This window comes from Nocardia sp. bgisy134 (assembly GCF_965341865.1).
Lineage (GTDB): Bacteria > Actinomycetota > Actinomycetes > Mycobacteriales > Mycobacteriaceae > Nocardia.
Map to the genome: position 1 here is coordinate 262864 of NZ_CBDQZP010000008.1, position 20863 is coordinate 283726.

Genomic DNA, 20863 nt, shown 5'->3' on the forward strand with positions numbered 1-20863 from the left:
CCAGGGTAACGGGACGCCGCGTCACAGGTCGTCGTGCGCTCGGACGGGCGGCGGCGCATGCTCCGGTCGAGGCTCCCCGCGACCGGCGACATCCACCCGACCTGGCCTTCTGTACCGCTCTTCGGGCGTGGCGGATGAACACCATGTATCTTCCGTTGTGCAACCGGCAGGGTGTGCTGCTGCTCACGTCGTACCCATGGAGTGTTCGCAATGGCTTTGAAGAAGGTGTCGTCCCTACGTTCGTCGCTCGTATCGCGGGCCGCGCTGGCGGCTGCCTCGGTCGCGCTGTTGACGGCGACCTTCACCAGTGCGTGCTCCAGCGACAACGGCGGCAGCCCGACCGGCCAGAACCTGACCGGCCGCGGCCCGATCACCTACGTCGAGGGCAAGGACACCACCGAGACCGGTGTGGTCAAGCAGCTCATCGAGCGCTGGAACGCCTCGCACCCCGACGAGCAGGTGACGTTCAAGGAGCAGTCGAACGACGCCTCGCAGCAGTACGACGACCTCGTCGAGCACATGCGCTCCAAGCAGTCCACCTACGACGTGGTCGCGCTCGACGTGCCGTGGACCGCCGAGTTCGCCGCCAAGGGCTGGATCCAGCCGCTGAAGGACTCCTTCGCGATCGACACCTCGACGCTGCTCTCCCCGCCGGTCGCCAGCGCCACCTACAACAACACGCTCTACGCCGCGCCGCGCAACACCAACGGCGGGCTGCTGTTCTACCGCAAGGACCTGGTCTCGAACCCGCCGAAGACCTGGGGCGAGATGCTCGGCCAGTGCCAGGTCGCGCGTGACAACAACATCGGCTGCTACGCCGGGCAGTTCGCGCCCTACGAAGGTCTCACGGTGAACACTTCCGAGGTGATCAACGGCTTCGGCGGCACCTTCGTCGGCGCCGACGGCAAGACCCCGACCGTGGACAGCCCACAGGCCCGCGCCGGTCTCAACACCCTGGTCACCGCGTACAACAACGGCGACATCCCCAAAGAGGCCATCACCTTCAAGGAGCCGGAATCGGCGAACGCCTTCACCCAGGGCAAGCTGATGTTCCTGCGCGCCTGGCCCTCCACCTTCGGTGACGCGGGCGCCGAATCCTCGCAGGTGAAGGACAAGTTCGCGGTCGCGCCGCTGCCCGGCGAGAACGGCGTCGGCGCCTCGACCCTCGGCGGCTACAACGCGGCCATCAGCGCCTTCTCCAAGAACAAGGCCACCGCGCTCGACTTCCTGCGCTTCCTGATCAGCGAGGACGCCCAGCACATCATCGCCTCCGGCGCCCTGCCCTCGGTGCGCGCCTCGCTGTACGACGACCCGGCGCTGATCGCCAAGATGCCGTACCTGCCCGCCCTCAAGGAATCGATCGCCAGCGCGGTGCCGCGCCCGGTGACCCCCTTCTACCCGGCGGTGTCGAAGGCCATCCAGGACAACGCCTATGCTGCCCTGACCGGAAACAAGTCCGTCGACGACGCGATAGTCGGGATGCAGAAAGGCATCGAGACCGCGGGTTCGTGAACGAGCGTCAGCGAATGAGCCATGAACACAGCGCGCTACCGTGCACGACGAGCCGAGCGTCAGCGAGGCGGAGTCGCGCGCGGTCGCGTAGCGGACCCGACCAACCCGTAGGAGAGAGATAACGGTGTCGGATCCTTCGGGAGCGGCCACACGCCTGCCGAGCGACGAATTCCTTCCGCGCAAACGCGGTTTCGGCGCGAGCCTGGCCTTCGAGCTGCGCCGCTCCGGCAAGGCCTGGGTCTTCGTGGCGCCGGTGCTGATCGCGCTGGCGGTCGTCATCGGCTACCCGGTGGTCCGCGCGCTGTACATGTCCTTCCAGAAGGACCCCGGGCTCGACCCGAGCACGGGCATGTTCGTGGAGGGCGGCAGCGCCGGATTCTCGAACTACACGCACTGGCTGCTGCAACAGTGCAGCCTGCCGACCGGCGAGACCATCGCCTGCCCCACCGGCAATCTGGGCTCGCAGTTCTGGATGGCCGTCGGCGTCACGCTGTTCTTCACCGTGATCACGGTGGCGCTGGAGGCCACCATCGGCCTCGCCATGGCGATCGTCATGGGCAAGAGCTTCAAGGGCCGGGCGCTGCTGCGCGCGGCGGTGCTCATTCCGTGGGCCATCCCGACCGCCGTCACGGCGCGGTTGTGGGAGTTCATGTTCCAGTACGACGGCGTGGTGAACCGGGTGCTCGGCACGCACATTCTCTGGACCTCTGATCCGTGGGCCGCGCGGTTCGCGGTGATCGCCGCCGACGTGTGGAAGACGACGCCGTTCATGGCGCTGCTCCTGCTCGCCGGATTGCAGGTGATCCCCAACGACGTGTACGAGGCCGCCAAGGTGGACGGCGCCTCGGCCTGGCAGCGGTTCACCCAGATCACCCTGCCGCTGCTCAAGCCCGCGCTGCTGGTGGCGATCCTGTTCCGCACCATGGACGCACTGCGCATGTACGACCTGCCCGCCATCATGACGCTGAACAACCCGTCGACCCGCACGGTGTCGATCCTGGTGGTCGACCAGGTGCGCCAGGGACCGAACAGCGCCGCTGCCCTGTCGACCATCACCTTCCTGCTGATCTTCGCCGTGGCCTTCATCTTGGTGAAGATCCTCGGCGCCAACGCCGTCCGCACCCAGGAAGCGCAGCGCGAAGGGACGGTGCGAGCATGACCACGAGCAATCAGGTGCGCACCGAGCAAGACAGTGGAGGCGCACCGATGGTGACGAAGGAACCGGCCACCGATCGGGCGGTGCCGTGGACCAAGCGGTTCGGATCGGTGCGCATCTACCTCGGCGTGCTCATCGTGCTGGTCTGGGGCCTCGGCCCGTTCTACTGGATGGCCGTCACCGCGTTCCGCGATCCGGACTACACCTTCGACAACACGCCGTGGCCGACGCACGTCACGCTGGAGAACTTCCGCGACGCGTTCGACACCAGCCGCGGCAACGACTTCGGCAAGGCGCTGCTGAACAGCGTCGTCATCGGTGCGTGCACCACGGTGCTCGCGCTGGTCATCGGGATCTTCGCCGCGTACGCGCTGGCCAGGCTGACCTTCCGCGGCAAGTACGTGGTGGCCGGACTGATCCTGAGCGCGTCGATGTTCCCGGTGGTCGTGCTGGTGACGCCGCTGTTCCAGCTGTTCACCAACCTCGGCTGGATCGGCCAATACCAGGCGATGATCATCCCGAACATCTCGTTCGTGCTGCCGATGACCGTCTACATCCTCGCCTCGTTCTTCACCGAACTGCCGTGGGAGCTGGAAGAGGCGGCCCGCATCGACGGCGCGAGCAAGATGCAGGCGTTCCGGCTGGTGATGCTGCCGCTGGCCGCGCCCGCCGTCTTCACCACCGCGATCCTGGCCTTCATCGCCGCGGTGAACGAATACCTGCTGGCCCGCCTGCTCTCCAGCGACGCGACCGAGCCCGTGACCGTCGCGATCGCCCGGTTCTCCGGCAACAACCCGCTCGTCCAGCCGTACGCCGCGATCATGGCGGCGGGCACGATCGTCACGATCCCGCTGGTGATCATGGTGCTGCTGTTCCAGCGCCGCATCATCTCCGGTCTGACCGCGGGCGGCGTCAAGAGCTGAGTTGTCGGCGCGCTGGCGCGCGCGGGTTCGCGGCCCTTGTTGTCTCGCTTCCCAGCGATCGAGACTCGCGACTGCGTCGCATGCGCTTCGATCGCTGGGAAGCGAGACGGCCGCGAACGGTCGCTCGTCGGGCTCGCTCCGTGATGGGCGGGTGGGGCTGGGATGTTCCGTGGAATCACGGCCTTTGCGTCTGGTTTTCTGGCGGTCGGGACTCGCTTCAGCGGCGCATGCGCTGGGTATGGAGCGCTGGTGCGGAGGTTTCCGCACCGCGTCCAGCTTGCCCACCGACTGAGCTCGCGCCCGCGATTTACATGCTGAGATTTCGGCGTAATAGCGAAGACAGGTTCGCTTTGCCTCGCCGACGGTCGCGCCGGGCTCGCTCGGTGGGCGGGTGGGGTTGGGGTTGGGGACGTACTCGGGTTACTTTGCCTAAGAAGCGGGTTGGTGTGGACTGTGTGCCGCCTCGGCCGGGGTGGGCGGAGTAGAGTCCGGTCGTAGCTCGTTTCGGCGATCGTTGTCAGTGCAGGTGGGTTCGACCGACAACTCCGGGAGGAGATGATCGTGAGCTCGTTCGGCAAGCGAGGTGGGAAACGCGATGCCGGGGGCAAGCAATCGTCGCCGCAGCACGCCTCCATCGCGGGTTTCCGGGAGCGGGACACACCGCACAGCCGTGAACGGAAAGCGCAGGCGCTCAGGGGATCCCGGCCCGGCGGCACCGCGGAGGCGACGAAACCCGAGCGGCCGCAGCGCAGTCGCGCCGAACGGCTTCGTCGGCTCGTGCTCGCGCTGTTCATCCTGTTCGTCGCGGTGCCCTCGCTGCTGTTCGTGCTGGTCTACTGGAGCGCCGAGATCCCCGACCCGGCGGCGGTGCAGACCAATCAGATCGCCACCGTCCTCGCCGCGGACGGCAGCACGGTGATCGCGAAGGTGGTTCCGCCGGAAGGCAATCGGACTCCCGTGTCGCTCTCCGAGGTGCCCGAACCGGTGCGCAACGCGGTGCTCTCCGCCGAAGACCGCGATTTCTACACCAACCCCGGCTATTCCACATCCGGCTTCCTGCGCGCGGGCCGGGACAACCTGATGGGCAAGGACGACGCGGGCGGCGGCTCGACCATCACCCAGCAGTATGTGAAGAACGCCTTCCTCGGCTCGGAACGCACTCTGACCCGCAAGATGCGCGAGCTGATCATCGCGGCCAAGATGGCCAGGCAGTGGAGCAAGGACGACATCCTCGCCGCCTATCTCAACACCATCTACTACGGGCGCGGCTCCTACGGCATCGCCGCGGCGTCCAAGGCGTACTTCGACAAGCCGCCCGCGCAGCTGACGCTCGCCGAGGGCGCGGTGCTGGCGGCCGTCATCCGCACACCGTCGATCCTCGACCCCGAAACACACCTGCCGGAATTGAAGGCGCGCTGGCGGTATGTGCTCGACGGCATGGTCGAGATGGACGTGCTGGCGCCGGGCGACCGAGACGCCACCGTTTTCCCGCGGATCCTGCCGATCACCGACATTCCCGACCGCGACGCCTCCCGCGGTCCCGAGGGCCTGATCCGCACCCAGGTGCTGCGTGAGCTGCGCGCCTCCGGCATCAGCGAACGCGAAATCAACACCGGCGCACTGCAAATCACCACCACTATCGACGTCGGAGCCCAGCAGGCGGCGCTCACCGCGGTGCACGATCGGCTCGGGCCCCAGCCCGCGCACCTGCGCGCCGCGGTGGTGTCGATCGATCCGCGCTCCGGCGCGGTGCGCGCCTACTACGGCGGCGAGGACGGCATCGGCTACGACTTCGCGCAGGCGCCGTTGCAGACCGGGTCGGCGTTCAAGGTGTTCGCGGTGATCGCCGCACAGCAGCAGAGCATCCCGCTGACGCGCATGCTGGACAGTTCGCCGGTCACCGATCGCGGCACCAGGATCACCAACGTGGACGGCGAATCCTGCGGCAAATGCAGCATGGCCGAAGCGCTGAAGCGCTCGCTGAACACCAGCTTCTACCGGCTGACCATGTCGATGTTCGAAGGACCGCAGGCGATCGCGGATGCCGCGCACCAGGCGGGCATCCCGGAGGAGATCCCCGGCGTGGCGGGCAAGACGCTCGCCGAGGACGGCGGCCCGCCGCTCAACGGCATCGTGCTCGGCCAATATCTGGTGCGCCCGATCGACATGGCCTCGGCGTACGCCACCGTCGCGGCCTCCGGCATGTACCACCGGCCGCACTTCGTGCAGCGCGTGGTGACCGGCGACGGACGGGTGCTGCTCGATCGCGGCGCACCCGAACAGCAGGCCGGCGACCAGCTGCCGCCCGGCGAGCAGCGCATCAAGCCCGCTTTCGCGGAGAACACCGTCACCGCGATGATGCCGATCGCCGCCTACTCCAACGGGCACGCGCTGGCGGGCAACCGGCCGTCGGCCGCCAAGACCGGCACGACCCAATTGGGCCAGTCCGACCAGAACAAGGACGCCTGGATGATCGGCTTCACGCCGTCGCTGTCCACCGCGGTGTGGATCGGCAGCGAGCAGTCGCAGCCGATCCACACCGCGGCGGGCGCGGACATCTACGGTTCGGGCCTGCCCGCCGACATCTGGAAGCAGATGATGGACGACGCGCTGGCGGGCACGCCCATCGAGCAGTTCCCCACCGGACCCGTGGGCGGACCGGCGGTCGGCGGCCCCGCGGGCAGCACTCCGCCGAAGCCCCCGAACAATCCCTACGACATCTTGAATCCGAACCCGAATCCGTCGCGTGCGCCGCAGCAACAACCGGAGCCCTCGATCATCATTCCGCCTGCGCCGCCGCAGCCGACGCAGGTCGAGATCTTCCCCGGATTGAACGTTCCGGTGCCCGGCTGACGTGCGGGCGGTCAGATAACTGTGGCCCACACCATCTTGAATCGATCTTGTGACCTAGCGAGCCTCCGGGGAACGCATGACATGGCAGCATCGTTTTGCCAGAGTGAGAGCGCGGCCCAGCGGCGCCGAGGTGAACCAGGGGCGACGGCCGTCCCCCGGTGACGATGCGGAAGGATAAGCGCTCGAGCGACGACGGCAGCGGCGCGAGCGACCGGCCGACAGGCGGTAGCGTGCGGACCACAGAGGGGCCCGGAAGCGCCGCCAATTGAAAACAGACTAGACATAGGGGCTACGCCGGTGGATTTCAATGTCGTTGACCGTCCCGAGGTGCTGGTGGCGGGCACGGTGCTTCGCAGCCCAGCGCTAGCGGTCGAGGGGCCGCGCCGCGCGAAGGTGGAGGAAGCGTGGAAGCGCATCCTCTCGCGCCGTCTACCTGGCCCGCCGACCACCGCCTATGTCGATCATGCGCCGGAGATCAACTCCTATCTGACCCACATCGTCGGCTACCGCTGTAAGAGCATCGATGACTTGCTGCCCGGCGACGTGCTGGCCAGGGTGCCCGGTGGCCGGTTCGCCCGATTCATCGCCAGCGGCGACGATCTCGGCGATACGATCGTCAGCATTTGGCGGGCGGTGTGGGATGCCGAGGCGGCGGGCCGGTTCGTGCGTTCCTATACCGGCGACTGGGAGCACTATCCCGACGACCGCACCGCCGAGGTCTTCGTGGCGCTGGCCGACGAACCGAGCGACGGGTAGGACACAACAGTGGATTTCGAGATCGTCACCCTGGACGGCAGCCTGGTCGCCGGACTGACCATTCCGCTGGCCGGCCGCGAAGTGACCGCGCGCGACCTCGATCTGGTGAACTTCACCTGGGATCGCTACCTCGCCAGGGAAAAGAGCGTGCCGCGCGTCGCGGCGTACATCGGCCAGAACGACCATGCCGTCGCCGTCCTCGGCTACGAGGTGGGTTCGCTGGACGACCTGGACCAGGGCGACGTGGTGACCCGCATCCCGCAGGGCCGCTACGCGAAGTTCGTCGTCTCCGACAAGCCCTACGATCTGCTGCGCACGGCGTGGGCGCAGGTCGCCAAGGCCGAGAGCGCGGGCATCATCACCCGCTCGCACACCGCGGAGATCGAGCGCTACACCGGCCCGACCTCCGTCGAGGTCTACGTTTCACTGGACTGAACCGGCTCCGAGCCGACGCGGCGTGTCCGCGGCAAAAAACGCAAAGCCGGTCGGAGAGTGGCTCTCCGACCGGCTTCCCTCATCGAGTCGTCGGATCTACTCCGCGCCGATGATGAACGCTTCCAGCTGGGCGCGGGCGATGTCGTCCGCGAGCTGCTGCGGCGGGGACTTCATCAGGTAGGCCGAGGCCGGGATGACAGGTCCGCCGATGCCGCGGTCCTTGGCGATCTTGGCCGCGCGCACCGCGTCGATGATGATGCCCGCCGAGTTGGGCGAGTCCCACACTTCGAGCTTGTACTCCAGGTTCAGCGGCACGTCGCCGAAGGCGCGACCCTCGAGGCGCACGTAGGCCCACTTGCGGTCGTCGAGCCAGCCGACGTGGTCGGACGGGCCGATGTGCACGTCGTTGGCGCCCAGTTCCTTCTTCAGGTTGCTGGTGACGGCCTGGGTCTTGGAGATCTTCTTGGACTCCAGGCGCTCGCGCTCGAGCATGTTCTTGAAGTCCATGTTGCCGCCGACGTTGAGCTGCATGGTGCGGTCGAGCTGCACGCCGCGGTCCTCGAACAGCTTGGCCATCACGCGGTGGGTGATGGTCGCGCCGACCTGGCTCTTGATGTCGTCGCCGACGATCGGGACGCCCGCGTCCACGAACTTCTGCGCCCACACCGGGTCGGAGGCGATGAACACCGGCAGCGCGTTGACGAAGGCGACGCCCGCGTCGATGGCGCACTGGGCGTAGAACTTGTCCGCCTCTTCTGAACCCACCGGCAGGTAGGACACCAGGACGTCGACCTTCGCGTCCTTCAGGGCCTTCACCACGTCGACCGGCTCGGCCTCGGAGAGTTCGATGGTTTCCGCGTAGTACTTGCCGATGCCGTCGAGCGTCGGGCCGCGCTGCACGACCACGTCGGTCGGGGGCACGTCGGAGATCTTGATGGTGTTGTTCTCGCTGGCGAAGATCGCCTCGGCCAGGTCGAAGCCGACCTTCTTGGCATCCACGTCGAACGCGGCGACGAACTTGACGTCGCGTACGTGGTACCGGCCGAACTTGACGTGCATCAGACCGGGCACGGTCGAGGTCTCGTCCGCGTCCTTGTAGTACTGCACGCCCTGGACCAAGGAAGAGGCGCAGTTGCCCACGCCCACGATGGCCACGCGAACTTCGGTGGCGTTCTCAGCCGTATTGATGTCACTCATGGCCGATGGTTCCCTCTTTCTGTGGTGCCGCCTTCGTTGATTGCTCCGCCGCAATCAACTCGTTGAGCCAGCGCACTTCGCGCTCGCTTGATTCCAGACCGAGTTGGTGGAGCTGTCGGGTGTAGCGATCCAGCGACCCGCTGGCCCGTTTGATCGCTTCCCGCAATCCCTCTCGGCGCTCCTCGACCTGCCGGCGCCTGCCCTCCAGGATCCGCATCCGCGCCTCCGCGGGAGTGCGGCTGAAGAACGCCAGGTGGACGCCGAAGCCGTCGTCGGTGTAGTTCTGCGGGCCGGTGTCCGCGAGGAGCTCCGTGAAACGCTCCCGCCCCGCCGGTGTCAGTTGATAGACCCGCCGCGCGCGGCGCATGGTGACGCCCGCGACGTTCTCCTCCGCGATCAGTCCGTCCGCCTGCATGCGCCGCAGCGTCGGATAGAGCGAACCGTAGGAGAAGGCCCGAAACGGCCCGAGCAGGCCCGTCAGCCGCTTGCGCAGCTCGTAACCGTGCATCGGCGCTTCGAGGAGCAGCCCGAGGATTGCCAGCTCGAGCATCGGGCGTCACCCCCTGACTGTTGTGCAGACCTAACCGATGGATGCGACTTCCGAGTATATCGCGCCGATATAACCGGGCACAGCGATGGGCGATATATGGGGCGTTCACCCAGGTCGGATCAGCGGTTGGGCGGGCGGACGTTCAGCGGTTCGCCGTCGAAGAGGACGGTCATGAATCCGGTCTCGCTCATCTCGTTCTGCACGTAGATCTGCACGTAGGGCTGCGCGCCCTTCTTGTCCTCGCGCTCGATGCTCACGTGCGAGATCGGACTGCCCGGCAGCAGCACCGACTGCGAGGCTCCCGCGAGCAGGCGGGCGAGGATCGGCAGGTCGATGGCGCCCATGTCGACGGTCGGGGTGTCCGGCTTGCGCGAGGACGGGTTGCCGAACAGGGAGAAATCGCCGTCGAAGTGGTAGTAGACGGACTTGCCCTTCTCGTTGCGATAGAAGAGGGCGTAGCGCGGATAGACGGTGACGTCGTCGGCGACCGTGTCGCCGAACTCGGCGCGATACCTGTCGATGAAATAGGCCAGGCCCGCGCCAGTGGTCAGGTCGGGCAGGGGGTCGGCGACGGCCCGATCGACCGCGCTGTGCGCGACGCAGCCGACCAGCCCGCCCGCGATCAGGGCCGCGGCCAGGATCACCGCGGGAATCCAGCGCGTTCGTCCGCGTCCGCCGCGCACCACGGGAGCGTCGACCAACTCGCCGGGAATCTGCAGGTCGTCGATCAGCTTGTCGAGATCTCCGAACGACTTGGCGCGCATGGCGATACCGGTGCGGGCGGTGTGCTCGGACTCGGTGAGCTGACCGTCGGCGAGCGCGGCGTCCAGCAGTCCGCAGACATCGGCGCGATCGCTGTCACTGGCCCGCAGGCGGGCGGTTTTCGACGCCATCAGCGCTTCCCCTCGCCGGTCATCCGACCTCCCTGACCTTCAGCACCTCACCCGACGGCGAGATCACGACGCTGCCGTGCTGGCTGCGGTCGTTGCGCACGCGGATCTCTACGAGGGGCCTGGCGTTGCCCGCGCTGGAACCGTCGGCGGAGATCTCGATGGAGTCGACGACACCGCCGGGCACCTTGGTCATCGCCGGCGCCGTGGCGAGCACCGCGCCGATCGCCTCGACGTTCAGCGTGGCCAGGTCCACGCTGCGCGTGTCCGGCCTGCGCGTGGTGATGAGATTGTCGTGCTGGGTGAATCCGCCCCAGTAGTCCCAGTCGACCGACCACTGCGGCCCCTCCGGCGCGATGCGCTGCACCGATGCGAAATCCTTGTGCAGCCAGAGCTCGTCGACGAGGGTGTCGCCGAACTTCTCCCGGTACTTGTCGCGGTAGAGCGTCATCCCGGCGACGGTGTACAGCTCGGGCCTCGGCAGCACCAGCGGCTGCACCGTGCCCAGCTCGACGGGGACGGCCTGCGCCGGGACCTCGCTGTCGTCGCGTCCCGCGGCGAAATACCCGGCCCAGACTCCGAGCACGGCCACGACGCCCACCGCGGCACGGAACCGCAGATTCCGGCGCGAATGCGGAGGACTCGGCGGCGACGCCGCGGCGGCGCGTTGCACATCGGCCACCAATTCGCCGAGATCACCGAGGGTTTTCGCCTCGGAAGCCAGCTCGGTGAGCGCCTGGTGCTCGTCCGCGTCCAGCTGCCCTTCGCCGTGCGCGTCGTCGAGCACCCGAATCGTGTTGGCACGATCGGCATTCCGCGCCCTGGTGTGGTCCGGATAACTGGCGCGGGTTCGCGCCCGCCGCAAAGGTTTCCGCGTCTTCGCCGACCCGCCCGGCGCCAGATCACCGGCGGCAGCGGGAACTTGCAGGTCGCTCGTCAGGCGCGCCAGCTCACCGACGGTCTTGGCGCGCCCCGCTTTCGCCGTGCGGTCGTGATACTCGTCGGCCCCGAGCTGCCCCTCCGCGTAGGCCGCATCCAACAGACCGCATGCGTTCACGCGGTCCAGATCACGCGCTCGCATGCGCCCGTTGCTCCCGGTGGACACACACGAATCGTAAACAGAACATGCCCACCGGGAACGGTTCCCGCGAAACCGAAGGAGGCGAGCACCATGCACGGCATCGATTCGTGCACGTCGCCGAGGAAATGCGGCGCGCCCGAGTCACGAACCGAGTCCCGCGGCGGCCTCCGTAAGCCCCCTGTACAACACGGAACGGATCGCCTTGTCCTGAACCACCGTCCACCGCGGACGCCGGATGCCGAGCGAAGCGACGCGACATGTGCAATAAATGTCACGGATCTGCGCCTCGTGCGGACTGGACAAGCCGAGGGAAGCTAGGCGTCCTCGCCGAGCGACACAGTGATAGGTGCAGGTCGACCCGGAAAGCGAAGCGCTCCGGGTCGCGAATCGATGTCCGGTGTGGCCTACGTAAGGCGAGCGGAGCGAGGCGTCAGCGCCCGTACCCCGCTACTCTGGTTGGCGTGCGAATTCAGCGGCAGGTGGTCGACTACGCGCTCCGGCGCCGGTCGCTGCTGGCTGACGTCTATGCGGGCCGGGTCGATGTCGCCGAGGTATGTGATGCAAATCCCTATCTCCTGCGTGCGGCGAAGTTCCACGGCCGGGGGAGCGAGGTCACGTGCCCTATCTGCCGGAAAGAACAGCTCACCCTCGTATCCTGGGTCTACGGCGACGGCCTCGGACCGGTGGCTGGTTCGGCTCGCACACCGGAGGAGCTGACGCGCCTCGCCGAGACTCGCGAGGAGTTCTCGGTGCATGTCGTCGAGGTATGCCGGAGCTGCAGCTGGAATCATCTGGTGCAGTCCTATGTGCTCGGCAACGCCCCGGCGCCCACGCGTCGCCGTACGGGTACGCGAGCGAACCGACGTACCGCCGCCGAGTGATGTGCCTGGTCATCTGCCAGTCGGGTGACATGCGGAGCCTGCACGTGTCCGCCGCGGTGCCCGTGACCGCACCCAGCCAGCCTGACCGATACGAGTTATGGAGATCTTGTCAGTGAATTCGCCCTACGAGACTTCCCCCTACGGCGATGAACCGCACGGCGGCCGTACTCAGCGAAGTTCACAACCGGCTCCGAACCCGACTCCAGGCCAGCGCCAGGCGCCCCCTCCCGGTTTCCGCCCGCTACCGCCACCGGGCGGTCCGCGGCCGGGTGGCCCGCGTCCCGGCACACCTCAGGGTGGCCCCAACGGTGGCCCGCAGCCGCCGCATCGTCCCGGCCCGCCGCCGCAGGGTCGTCCCCCACAAGGTCGTCCCCCGCAGGGCCGTCCTCCACAAGGCCGCCCGCCCGAGGGTCGCCCGCCGGAGGGTCGTCCGCAGCCCAACGCCGCGCCCGGTGGCGCCGCCGGCGCGACCCAGCGCATTCAGCGGCCCGGTCAGAATCCGCAGGGCGCGCCCCGGCCCAGCTCGCTGAGCGAGGCGGTCGCCGAGCGCGATCGGCGATCCGGTCCGAGCGCCGCCGTCCGTCCCGCGGGCGGCGCGCGGCCGAACACCGGCCAGCGGCCCGCGATCGACCGCGACCGTCGTCCGAACGGTCCCGCCACCGGTGAGCGCCGCGCCCAGTCCGGCCAGCCCCCTTCGGGTCCGCCGCCGCGCCGCAACGGCGGCGGTGACGGTGGTTCCGGCGGAGCGGGTAAGCGGCCAGGCGCGAAGAGGATTCCTTGGAAGATGATCCGCCGGACGCTCTACGTACTCATCGCCCTCGCCATCGTGGTGCCGAGCGCCGTCTTCCTGGTCGCCTACTCCACGGTGTCGGTGCCGCAGCCCGGTGATCTGAAGACCAACCAGGTCGCGATGATCTACGCCGAGGACGGCAGCACGGTGCTGAGCAAGGTGGTCCCGCCACAGGGCAACCGCACCGACGTGACCATCGAGCAGATCCCGCCGCACGTGCGCAACGCCGTGATCGCGGCCGAGGACCGGGATTTCTACACCAACCCTGGCTTCTCCATCTCCGGCTTCGTGCGCGCGGCCCGCGACAACGTCCTCGGCAAGGAGAGCGCGGGCGGTGGCTCGACGATCACCCAGCAGTACGTGAAGAACGCGCTGGTCGGTGACGAGCGCTCGCTCACCCGAAAGATGCACGAGCTGGTGATCTCCGCGAAGATGGCGCGGCAGTGGAGCAAGGACGAGATCCTCGCCGCCTACCTGAACACCATCTACTTCGGTCGCGGCGCCTACGGCATCGACGCCGCATCCAAGGCCTACTTCAACAAGCCGGTGCAGGATCTGACCGTCGCCGAGGGCGCGGTGCTGGCCGCCACCATCCAGCTGCCCTCGCTGCTGGATCCGGAGAAGAACCCGGAGGGCGCCAAGACGCGCTGGGGCTACGTGCTCGACGGCATGGTCGACGGCGGCAACCTGAAGGCCACCGACCGGCAGGGCATGCAGTACCCGCAGGTGAGCCCCCTCGCGCAGACCCAGGACAAGACGCTGGATTCCGGACCCGAGGGCCTGATCAAGACCCAGGTGCTCGAGGAGCTCGCGTCCGCGGGCATCAGCGAACAGCAGCTCAACACCGCCGGTCTGCAGATCACCACGACCATCGATCCGAAGGCGCAGCAGGCCGCGGTCGACGCCGCGACGAGCAAGATGCAGGGCGAGCCCGAGCAGCTGCGGACCTCGGTGGTGTCGATCGACCCGCGCACCGGCGCGGTGCGCGCCTACTACGGCGGCAACGACGGCCAGGGCTACGACTTCGCCAACGCGCCGCTGCAGACCGGTTCCTCGTTCAAGGTGGTCGGCCTGGCCGCGAACCTCGAACAGGGCATTCCGCTGTCGCAGATGTACGACAGCTCGCCGCTGACGGTGAACGGCATCAAGATCACCAACGTGGAGGGCGAGTCCTGCGGCATGTGCACCATCGCCGAGTCGCTCAAGCGTTCGCTGAACACCAGCTTCTACCGCATGCAGCTGGACATGGGCAACGGTCCGCAGAAGATCGCGGACATGGGCCACAAGCTCGGCATTCCCGAGGAGCTGCCCGGCGTCGGCAAGACGCTGTCCGAGCCGGGCGGCGCGGGCCCGAACAACGGCATCGTGCTCGGCCAGTACCAGGCCCGCGCGCTCGATATGGCCTCCGCCTACGCCACGCTGGCGGCCTCCGGCATGTACCACGCGCCGCACTTCGTGCAGCGGGTGGTGACCGCCGACGGCCAGGTGCTGCTCGACCGCGGCGACGTTGCGGGCGAACAGCGCGTCTCGGCGGCCGTCGCCGACAACGTGACCGCGGCGATGAAGCCGATCGCGGGCTACTCGCGCAACCACGGCCTGGCAGGCGGTCGCGAATCGGCGGCCAAGACCGGCACCGCGCAGTTGCTCGACACCGGCGAGAACAAGGACACCTGGATGGTCGGTTACACGCCATCGCTGTCCACCGCCGTGTGGGTCGGCAGCGTGGACAACTCGCCGCTGCGCAACTACGCGGGCGGCATGATCTACGGTTCCGGCCTGGCGTCGGACATCTGGAAGTCCACCATGGACGGTGCGCTGCAGGGCACGCCGACCGAGACCTTCCCGAAGCCCGCGCCGATCAAGGGCCAGGCGGGCGTTCCCGAGTGGACCGCGCCCTACACCCCGCCGTCGACGGTCGACGCCCCGGCGCCGCCGGTCGTGATCGCGCCGACCCAGGTGGAGATCCTGCCCGGCATCACCATCCCGGTCCCCGGCGTGCAGCCCAACCCGCGTCCGCAGCAGCAGCAACAACGTGAGCAGGACCCGGGCCCGCTGCCCGGCCAGCCGGTCGCGCCGACCGATGGCAGCTCGCCGACCCAAACGGGCTCGCCGCGTCCGGGCGGAACCGGAAACGGCGGCGGAAACGGAAACAGCGGCCAGGAAGAGGGCTCCAGCCCTCAACCCACTCGCAGCCGTTAGGCAAGCAGCTGAGACCGGCGAGACCGCCCGGAGGAATCCTCCGGGCGGCCTCGCCGATTGTCCAGGTCAGCGACTGATGGAGCGGTCGTCTTCCACAACGACGCCACGCCGCAGGCCTGGCCGCTCCGAAATCAGACTCTGGTGATGTACCAGAACCCGTTCGGGTCCTGATAGCAGCGATCGTGCACACCAGCCCAGGTCAGGCACTCGGAGTAAGAGCCGTAGCCCTCGAGGACGACCCAGTTGCCCTCCCCGACCTTGACGCACCTGTCGCGGACGCCTGCCCAGGTCAGGCACTCCGCATACGACGGATACCCGGCCGATGCGTTCCCCGCGAGTCCGAAGACCGCAGCGCTCGCGATGGCGACGACCGTCAGCAATTTCTTGAGCATTCCCACCCCTCTTCTCGAAGATCGGCTTCCTCCCGTTGCACAGCCGATCACCGTAATTATAACAACGGCAACAACTCTGAATACGGTTACGAGGCAACACCGGCTCCCAGCGGCCGAGTGCCGCGGGGACACACGCACTCGCGCCGAGCAGGGGCGTAGGTCGGCTCGACCGCACCTATTAGGCTCGGGTTCCGTGACCGATCAGCAAGTGGTGGACGTGCGGACAGGCCAGGCCGCGCGCTCCGGCGGGGGCTCGGGCGGCGGGACACACTACGCGGCGCCCGCGCCGCTGGCGCCGGACCTGCGCTCGGCCGACGCGCGGGATCGCCCGAGCCGCAACGATTCCCTCGCCGCGCAGCTCAGCAGCGTCGTCGGCGGGCCGGTGGGCGATCACGCGCTGATCGGCCGGGTCCGGTTCTGGACGCCGCTGCGGGTGATCCTCGCCTTCACCGTGGTGTTCCTGGCGCTGGGCTGGGCCACCAAGGCGGGCTGCATCCAGCAGACCGAGGCGGGCGACGGCTCGCTGACGCTGGATTGGAACAACGGCCGCCAGTACATCGCGATGTGCTACTCGGACACGGTGCCGCTGTACGGCGCCGAACGCCTGGACGAAGGTGCGTTCCCGTACAAGAAGGCCTGGGTCGAGCAGACCCCGGACGGCGGTCGCGAGACCAGGTACATGGAATACCCGGTGCTTTCGGGCCTGTACCAGTACGTGTCCATGCAGCTCGCCAAGACATGGGACACGCTGCCGCTGCCCGGCGCGCTCCAGGTGGTCATCTACTTCAACGTCGTCGCGTTCGGCCTCGCCATGGCCTGGCTGGTGACCGTGTGGGCCTCCGCGCTGCTCGCCGGGCGCCGGATCTGGGACGCGGCGCTCGTCGCGTGCTCGCCGCTGGTGATCGTGCACGCGTTCACCAACTTCGACGCGCTGGCGACCGCCTTCGCCGCCACCGGCCTGCTCGCCTGGGCGCGGCGCAGGCCGGTGCTCGCCGGTGTGCTGCTCGGGCTCGGCGGCGCGGCGAAGCTCTATCCGCTGCTGTTGCTCGGCCCGATCGTGGTGCTGTGCCTGCGGGTCGATCCGATGCACCGGGTGCCGAGTACCCGGATCGGACTGCGCCTGCGCGATATCGACAGCGGGCGCGCGGCGCTGACCTGGCTGCGCGAAACGCCCTACCGTATCCAGTTCTTCGGCTTCCGTCCGCTGGGCGCGGCCATCGTCGCGGTGGTGGCCGCGGCGGGCACCTGGCTGGCGGTGAATCTGCCGATCGCGCTGCTGTATCCGAACGGCTGGCGGGAGTTCTTCCGGCTCAATACCACCAGGCACGCCGATCCGGACTCCATCTACAACGTGATCACCTCGTTCACCGGCTGGTCCGGTTTCGACGGCGAACTGAACCACGGCGAGCCGCCGTCCATTCTGAACGCGGTCTCGCTGCTCCTGTTCGTGGTCGCCTGCGCCGCTGTCGCCTACATCGCGCTGACCGCGCCGCGCCGCCCGCGCGTCGCCCCGCTGTGCTTCCTGGTGGTCGCCGCGTTCCTGCTCACGAACAAGGTGTGGAGCCCCCAGTATTCGCTGTGGCTGGTGCCGCTGGCCGTCCTCGCGCTGCCGCACCGCCGAATCCTGTTGGCCTGGATGACCATCGACGCGCTGGTCTGGGCGCCGCGCATGTTCTACTACCTCGGCCTCGACCGCAAAGGCCTGCCCGAGCAGTGGTTCACCGGCACCGTCGTCCTGCGCGACCTCGCCGTGATCGGACTGTGCGCGCTGATCGTGCGGCAGATCTATTGGCCGGGCGAGGACTTGGTGCGCCGCGATTTCGTGGACGACCCGGCGGGCGGCGTATTCGACCGCACCGCCGACCCCTTGCTGCCCTGGCTGCCGGAACCGTTGCGCCCCAAGGCGACTCTCGTCCGCACCGGTTGAGGCGCTGCCGCAACGGCCCGCCCGCACCGGCTGACGCACTACCGCAGCGGCTCCGGGCCCACCTCCTGACACACTGCCGCAGCGGCTCCGGACCAGATCGCTGATTCGCTATCGCAGCGGTCGGCCGCGTGCCGCTGCGAGCGCGCCTACGCCGCAAGTGGATTCGCCAGACGCGACCGGCGAACGCAACCGCGGCGCTACTCCGAACGCAACAGCTTCGCCGCCAGCTGCGGATCTCGCGGCAGCAGATCCAGTTCCAGTTGCCACGCGCTGCCGGTCCACGGATCGAACAGCGGCGTGTCCTCGACGGTCGGCAGATGGCGGCAGGCCTGCGAGAGCGCGGCCACGGTCCCGTCCGGCGATTCGGATTCGTCGCTGCCGACGATCACGATGGACAGTCCGATCAGGTCGCCGCGCAGGGTCAGCGCCGAAATGCGCTGGGCGTCGGAGGCCTGGTACCCGTGCGGGAAGTCGGCGGCCAGCAGCACCCGATGCTCGGCGGGTGGCGTGAAAGCGCCACTGGTGTAAGCCATCTCGGCGAGTTCCGCGGCGTCGACCAGGGCTTGCAGGCGCGGCGAGATATCGCCGTGCTCGGTGATCGGCGGACCGTTCAGCACCGGTCCTAGCGGTGCGAGCAGTCCGGTGAACGCGCCGGTCAGGTCGATGACATCGATGCGGGTGCGCCTGCCGGGATCGGACGCGAGCAGCCGCGCCAGCAGCGCGCCGACCACCGGAACCACCGCCGCCGACCGCTCGGTGTCGATCCACAGCGGCCGGGTCAGCGGCACCGGTACGCAGTACGGAATCCGCAGCGGGCCGCGTTCGATCGCGTACAGCTCGCCGAGGCGGATGCCATCGCTGATCTTGGCGTTGCCCTCCCATGCCGGTGACGACCAGGAGGCCAGCGCGGGCGGCAGCAACCGGTCGGCCTCGGCGAGCTCGCGCATCAACTGCTCGCTGTCGCGCCGGTGATTGCCCTCGGCGACGGCGACGAGTTCGTCGCTGCGCCGTTGCGCCTCCTTGCGTTTCGCCTCGGCGCCCGGCGTGTTCCTCGTCGCGGGATCGGAGACCGCGGCCGAGAGCTCCTCGTCCAGCCGTTTGGCGGCGTAGTCCCGTGCCGAGACGAGCGCGGCGGCCGAGCGCGCCGCGTCCTCGAAGATCATCCACAAACGTTCCAGCCCGTGCGAGACCTCCAGCACGGGAGCCTCGGCCGGATGCTGGGACTGCCGGGGACCGGCGATGGCGGCGCGGTCGCCCTCCGGATGCGGCGCGTGCGCGCTCGCGTCGGCGCCGCCGGAGACCTCGACGCCGTGCGCGGGCAACAACACCGGAAGCCCGCCGGCGTAGCCCTGACCGACGGCGCGGACCTTCCACGCGTCGCCGCGCCGATAGACCTCGAGGCAGATCAGCGCAGCCTCTCCCGCGGCGGGCGTGATCGCGAATTCGGCGGTGAGAGCGCCGTTCTCGGCAAGCGACGCGGTCACCGGACCGAGCTCGCCGCCGCCGGGCGCGGTGGGATCGGCGCTGACCACCAGCAGCACCGCCTTCGCGTCGGCGCGCACCTCGGCCAGGGTGATGGTCACCTCTTCGCCGGTCAGCGCGACGCCGCCGGTGCTCGGCTGGTTGTAGAAGACGAAGTCGGCCGCGTCGCGAACCCGCAGGTTCTCCGCCACCACCAGCGCGGAAACATCGAGCGCCGCACCGGCTTTCACGCCGAACCGGAGCACCTCGCCGGAGAGCGGGATGTTCTGGCCTGCCTTCAGTTGAATCACGTTGTCTGCCATGCTCTTCGCGCGTTCCCCCGACGAGCCTTCCTCAGAGGAAGCGGCCCAGCTGGGGGATCGCCTCGCCCGGATGCTTGGCCTGGAAGCCCTCGCCGAGCGCCTGCATCTTCCAGTCGCCGCCGACCCGGAACACCTTCGCCATCGCCATCGCGGTGAACGGCATGCCGCCCGCCATGGTGTACCTGGCGAGTTCGGCGTTGTTGGATCCGTCGACGAGCCGGCAGAACGCGTTGCGCACCTGCTCGAAGGTGTGGCCCTTGTAGGAGGTCACGATGAACACCAGAGAGGTGATGTGCGCCGGAATCCTGGTCAGGTCGACCAGGATGACCTCGTCGTCGCCCTCGCCCTCGCCGGTGAGGTTGTCGCCCTGGTGACGCACCGAGCCGTCCTTGGACGACAGCTGGCCGTAATAGGCGTAGTCGGCCGGGTTGGCGTCGGCGAACATGATCACCGAGGCATCGAGGTCGATATCGACCGTGCGGTTGCCGAACATCCCGCGGCTCTGTACCGGATCCCAGCCGAGACCCATCTTCACGAAGGTCAGCGCCTGGCCGCCCTCCTTGCGCAGCGTGACGCGCTGACCCTTCTGCAAGCTGACCGGGCGGTCCTTGCTCAGGCTCACCTCGCCGGTGGGCTGCGCGGCCTGCTGCGGCGCAGTGCCTTGCTGCTGCGCAGTGGCCGGTCCCGGCGGCGGCGGGTAGCCACCGCCGGGCGGCGGCGCGTACCCGGTGCTGGGCGGCGGGTAGGAGCCGGTGGACGCGTACTGGGGCGACTGCTGCGCCGGGGCCGTCGGCGGCGGGTAGTGCGCCGGCGGCGCGGCCTGGGTCGGCGGCGCGGCCTGGGTCGGCGGCGCAGCCTGGGTCGGCGGCGGCGGGGCCGCGGGCGCTTCGTCGACGGTGACGCCGTGGTCGGTGACGAGCGCGGCGAAACCGCCCGCGTAGCCCTGGCCGACGGCGCGCACCTTCCAGGAGCCCTGGCGGCGGTACAGCTCGAGTGCGATCACGATGGACTCGGAGTCGAGCCCTTCGATCCGGTACTCGTACAACCGATTACCGCTGGAGTCGGACACGACGGCGGTCGGCGGCGCTGACCTGCCGAAGTTGCTGGAGGCGTCGTCGAGCGTGATCACCGCGCGGATCTGGTCGATATCGGCGGGCACCGCGTTCAGCGACACGGCGAGCGAGGCGGGCTGACCCGCCGGTGCGGGCTGCAGGTTCACGCCGGGGCCGGACGGCTGGTTGAAGAAGACGAAGTCCGCGTCCGAGCGGACCTTGCCACGCTCGGTCACCAGGAGCGCGGACAGGTCCGCCGGTGCCGACAGCTGGACGGAGATCACCACGTCGTTGGTGGCCAGTGGACCGTTCTGGCCCTTGGCGAGAGTTGCGGACAAGGTCGACCCTTCGCTTGTCGGTGCGTACGGTTGCCACTCTACGAGAAACGGCCCTGCCACCGCCGGAGTAAACGTCGCGCACGGCGTTGCGAACCTCGTGTGTCCGTTACAGTGACCGCGAGCAGCGGAACGTGACAACGACCCATG

At 68.5% G+C, this 20863-nt stretch carries 16 protein-coding genes; 9 read left to right on the top strand and 7 right to left on the bottom strand.

What is annotated here, in order from left to right:
* The first annotated feature begins 210 nt into the window (after positions 1–210).
* From ACRWNM_RS16855 to ACRWNM_RS16880, 6 genes are all read left to right on the top strand, one after another.
* Positions 211–1512, top strand: a complete 1302-nt coding sequence (locus ACRWNM_RS16855) for an ABC transporter substrate-binding protein (RefSeq protein WP_431968472.1) — start codon at positions 211–213, stop codon at positions 1510–1512.
* Between the two features lie 124 nt (positions 1513–1636).
* Positions 1637–2671 (top strand): carbohydrate ABC transporter permease, encoded by a 1035-nt coding sequence (locus tag ACRWNM_RS16860; protein WP_431968474.1) that lies wholly within the window; start codon positions 1637–1639, stop codon positions 2669–2671.
* Positions 2672–2718: 47 nt separating this feature from the next.
* Entirely contained in the window at positions 2719–3591 is an 873-nt protein-coding gene (locus ACRWNM_RS16865) for a carbohydrate ABC transporter permease (protein ID WP_431968563.1), read from the top strand.
* A 555-nt stretch (positions 3592–4146) separates the two neighbouring features.
* Positions 4147–6444, top strand: a complete 2298-nt coding sequence (locus tag ACRWNM_RS16870; protein ID WP_431968476.1) for a transglycosylase domain-containing protein — start codon at positions 4147–4149, stop codon at positions 6442–6444.
* Positions 6445–6741: 297 nt separating this feature from the next.
* Positions 6742–7200, top strand: coding sequence for a GyrI-like domain-containing protein (locus ACRWNM_RS16875; protein WP_431968478.1), 459 nt, complete (start codon positions 6742–6744; stop codon positions 7198–7200).
* Positions 7201–7209: 9 nt separating this feature from the next.
* Entirely contained in the window at positions 7210–7635 is a 426-nt protein-coding gene (locus tag ACRWNM_RS16880; RefSeq protein ID WP_431968480.1) for a GyrI-like domain-containing protein, read from the top strand.
* A 96-nt stretch (positions 7636–7731) separates the two neighbouring features.
* Here ACRWNM_RS16880 and ACRWNM_RS16885 read toward each other — a convergent pair whose 3' ends face one another.
* From ACRWNM_RS16885 to ACRWNM_RS16900, 4 genes are all read right to left on the bottom strand, one after another.
* Positions 7732–8832, bottom strand: coding sequence for an inositol-3-phosphate synthase (locus ACRWNM_RS16885; RefSeq protein ID WP_357448368.1), 1101 nt, complete (start codon positions 8830–8832; stop codon positions 7732–7734).
* Complete coding sequence (locus tag ACRWNM_RS16890) at positions 8825–9382, bottom strand: PadR family transcriptional regulator (protein WP_067786837.1); 558 nt, start codon at positions 9380–9382, stop codon at positions 8825–8827. The genes ACRWNM_RS16885 and ACRWNM_RS16890 overlap by 8 nt, the downstream gene beginning before the upstream one ends.
* A gap of 119 nt (positions 9383–9501) precedes the next feature.
* Positions 9502–10275: a DUF1707 SHOCT-like domain-containing protein gene (locus ACRWNM_RS16895; RefSeq protein ID WP_431968483.1), complete on the bottom strand. Its 774-nt coding sequence runs from the start codon at positions 10273–10275 to the stop codon at positions 9502–9504.
* A 19-nt stretch (positions 10276–10294) separates the two neighbouring features.
* Positions 10295–11377, bottom strand: a complete 1083-nt coding sequence (locus ACRWNM_RS16900) for a DUF1707 SHOCT-like domain-containing protein (protein WP_431968485.1) — start codon at positions 11375–11377, stop codon at positions 10295–10297.
* Between the two features lie 437 nt (positions 11378–11814).
* On the opposite strand from ACRWNM_RS16900, the gene ACRWNM_RS16905 reads away from it, so the two are divergent.
* Together ACRWNM_RS16905 and ACRWNM_RS16910 are read left to right on the top strand one after the other, a co-directional pair.
* A complete protein-coding gene (locus tag ACRWNM_RS16905) occupies positions 11815–12234 on the top strand; it encodes a DUF5318 domain-containing protein (protein WP_162272772.1) in 420 nt (139 codons plus the stop codon).
* A gap of 784 nt (positions 12235–13018) precedes the next feature.
* Positions 13019–15223 (top strand): transglycosylase domain-containing protein, encoded by a 2205-nt coding sequence (locus ACRWNM_RS16910; RefSeq protein WP_431968487.1) that lies wholly within the window; start codon positions 13019–13021, stop codon positions 15221–15223.
* A gap of 131 nt (positions 15224–15354) precedes the next feature.
* On the opposite strand, the gene ACRWNM_RS16915 is transcribed toward ACRWNM_RS16910, so the two are convergent.
* Positions 15355–15615 (bottom strand): hypothetical protein, encoded by a 261-nt coding sequence (locus ACRWNM_RS16915; RefSeq protein WP_431968489.1) that lies wholly within the window; start codon positions 15613–15615, stop codon positions 15355–15357.
* A gap of 193 nt (positions 15616–15808) precedes the next feature.
* Here ACRWNM_RS16915 and ACRWNM_RS16920 point away from each other — a divergent pair, with 193 nt between their 5' ends.
* Positions 15809–17542, top strand: coding sequence for a glycosyltransferase family 87 protein (locus ACRWNM_RS16920; protein WP_431968491.1), 1734 nt, complete (start codon positions 15809–15811; stop codon positions 17540–17542).
* A gap of 197 nt (positions 17543–17739) precedes the next feature.
* On the opposite strand, the gene ACRWNM_RS16925 is transcribed toward ACRWNM_RS16920, so the two are convergent.
* Positions 17740–19326, bottom strand: coding sequence for a TerD family protein (locus tag ACRWNM_RS16925; protein WP_431968493.1), 1587 nt, complete (start codon positions 19324–19326; stop codon positions 17740–17742).
* A gap of 31 nt (positions 19327–19357) precedes the next feature.
* Positions 19358–20716 (bottom strand): TerD family protein, encoded by a 1359-nt coding sequence (locus tag ACRWNM_RS16930; RefSeq protein WP_431968495.1) that lies wholly within the window; start codon positions 20714–20716, stop codon positions 19358–19360.
* Positions 20717–20863: the final 147 nt, after the last annotated feature.

Bases quoted from the DNA above. Each gene is read 5' to 3' on its own strand.
- ACRWNM_RS16855 (WP_431968472.1), top strand. From the start codon at position 211: ATGGCTTTGAAGAAGGTGTCGTCCCTACGTTCGTCGCTCGTATCGCGG.
- ACRWNM_RS16895 (WP_431968483.1), bottom strand. From the start codon at position 10,275: ATGGCGTCGAAAACCGCCCGCCTGCGGGCCAGTGACAGCGATCGCGCC.
- ACRWNM_RS16910 (WP_431968487.1), top strand. From the start codon at position 13,019: ATGATCCGCCGGACGCTCTACGTACTCATCGCCCTCGCCATCGTGGTG.
- ACRWNM_RS16885 (WP_357448368.1), bottom strand. From the start codon at position 8,832: ATGAGTGACATCAATACGGCTGAGAACGCCACCGAAGTTCGCGTGGCC.
- ACRWNM_RS16870 (WP_431968476.1), top strand. From the start codon at position 4,147: ATGATCGTGAGCTCGTTCGGCAAGCGAGGTGGGAAACGCGATGCCGGG.
- ACRWNM_RS16890 (WP_067786837.1), bottom strand. From the start codon at position 9,382: ATGCTCGAGCTGGCAATCCTCGGGCTGCTCCTCGAAGCGCCGATGCAC.
- ACRWNM_RS16865 (WP_431968563.1), top strand. From the start codon at position 2,719: ATGGTGACGAAGGAACCGGCCACCGATCGGGCGGTGCCGTGGACCAAG.
- ACRWNM_RS16915 (WP_431968489.1), bottom strand. From the start codon at position 15,615: ATGCTCAAGAAATTGCTGACGGTCGTCGCCATCGCGAGCGCTGCGGTC.
- ACRWNM_RS16925 (WP_431968493.1), bottom strand. From the start codon at position 19,326: ATGGCAGACAACGTGATTCAACTGAAGGCAGGCCAGAACATCCCGCTC.